Source organism: Hydrocoleum sp. CS-953 (assembly GCF_002260545.1).
Lineage (GTDB): Bacteria > Cyanobacteriota > Cyanobacteriia > Cyanobacteriales > Microcoleaceae > Trichodesmium.
Genome location: NZ_LGSU01000167.1, coordinates 1 through 2,334 on the forward strand (window position 1 = coordinate 1; position 2,334 = coordinate 2,334).

1 protein-coding gene is annotated in these 2,334 nt (G+C 32.9%); it reads left to right on the top strand.

What is annotated here, in order from left to right:
- Window positions 1–644: 644 nt before the first annotated feature.
- The coding region (locus tag AFK68_RS01305) for a tetratricopeptide repeat protein (protein WP_094671020.1) at window positions 645–2,334 on the top strand (1,690 nt) is incomplete at its 3' end.

A 2,334-nucleotide genomic window follows, 5' to 3' on the forward strand; every position in this document is an offset into this window, starting at 1 on the left:
ACTATATTACCTTTTTCTAGTATAAGTTAGCAGTAATGTAGGGGTTCTGGAAGTTTGGAGTAGTAAAGAAGTTAGCAGCATAGAAGGCTTGATTTTAGTAGTATGGTTAGATTAAATTTGAGTCTATATTTTTCCGTATTCTACCTCTTTATCTAACTTCTGCTTTTTTCAAAAATTCTATCTAAACTGCCAATGAATTACTACGAATTAGGAGAAAAGTTTCTAGAACAACAACAGTGGGAGAAAGCTTTTACTAACTACCGTCAGCCAATAAAACTCAACCCTGATTTTTATTGGTCTTACGATAAATGAGGTCAAGCTTTAACTCAATTACAACAGTGGGAAGAAGCTATTACCAATGGATAATTGATAAATTATCCATTATCCATTCCGCTTTATTACCTCTCCTTTTAAGGAGAAAAAAGTGCGAGAATATTTCCTTATTTTCACTCCTCAAGGGTAAAAATAGAGATAATTATCCATTATTCATGATCTATTATCAATTAATGAAAGCTTACCAAAAAGCTATCAAACTAAATTCTGATTTTCCTTGGTCTTAACATCACTTTTGAGTAGAGATTTTTCCCTATTCTCTCTCTTTCTCTGACTTCTGCTTTTTTTCAAAACTTCTATCTAAACTGCCGATGAATTACTATGAATTAGGAGAAAAATTCCTAGAACAACAAAACTGGGAGGAAGCGGTTACTAGCTACCGCCAGGCAATAAAACTAAACCCTACTTTTTCTTGGTCTTACTATAAATTAGGGCAAGCTTTAACTCAACTACAAAATTGGGAAGAAGCTATTACTGCTTACCAAAAAGCTATCAAACTAAATTCTGATTTTCCTTGGTCTTATCATCACTTAGGAAATGCTTTACTTCAACTAGAAAAATGGGCAGAAGCAGTTAACGCCTACCAAAGTTTTCTTAAACTTCATTCTGATAATTGTTGGGCTTACCATAAACTAGGAGAAGCATTATTTAAACTAGGAGAATTTGACAAAGCAATTCTTTCTTATCAAAGAGCAATTCAACTCAATCCAGAAATTAAAGGAACTAACCAAAAATTAGCAGAGATTCTCTTTCAAACTGGAAAACTACAAGCAGCAGAAACAGCATATCGCCAGACAATAAAACTCAACCCTGAAGTGGTTTGGTATCGCCAATGTTTAGGAGATGTTTTACTTAAACAAAAAAGATTAGACGAGGCGATCGCTACTTATTTAGAAGTTGCTCAAATTACTCCTCATCTAACTTGGATGCACCTACAGTTAGGAGATGCTTTTGCTCAAATTGGTCAGTCAAATTTAGACCAAACTATCAATTACTATTGCGAAGCTATTAAAAATCCAGACCTATATCCAATCTATCAAAAATCACTATATCTCATCAAAGCCAATCCAGAACTATACCTGGAGTTAGGAAATTATCTAGCACAAGAAAATCAAATTTATGGAGCCATCATTATTTATTACCTGTTGCTAGAAATATTACCAAATCAAATAGAGATATATCGGCAACTCGGCAAAATATTCCGGCAAAAAATTCAACTAGAACAACAACTCAATTCATTTTATTCTGCCGTTGAAGCTAACCAAGATAGTCAATCTTACTATCACTTAGGATTAGCATTAACCAAACAACAAAAATGGTTAGAAGCTACCATTAATTATTATCGTGCTATAGAACTTAATCCTGATTTTGCTTGGTGGTCTGATATTCGTATGTGGGAAACTTTTCAGAAGCAAGATAAACTCCAAAAAACAGTTAATTTATTTCAAGAATTTATTGATTTTCCAAATAACTCAGTCTGTCGTTATCTCAACTTAGCTGAAGCTCTAACTCAAGTAAATAGAAAGACTGAAGCAATAGAAATTTATCAAACTGCCTCTCAACAACAAATTAAACAAAACTATCCTAACTTTTTTCTAAAATTCCAAAACTTAGCTCAAATCTCCACGCCCAATTTTCTCGTAATTGGAGTCAAGAAAGGGGGAACTACATCTATTTATCATTATCTAATTCAACATCCACAAATTTTACCAGCAATAAAAAAAGAAATTGATTTTTGGTCTTTCTATTTTCATAGAGGTTTAGATTGGTATCGGGCACATTTTCCAGTAATTCCAGACTCAGAAAAATTATTAACTGGAGAAGCAAGTCCTAGTTATTTTGATGCTCCAGATACTCCCACGAGACTATTTCATTTTTTCCCAAAAATTAAACTAATTGTTCTATTAAGAAATCCAGTAGATAGAACTATATCTAACTATTATCATGAAGTCCGTTCAAACACAGAGAATATGTCTGTTGAACAAGTAATTAATTCTAGAC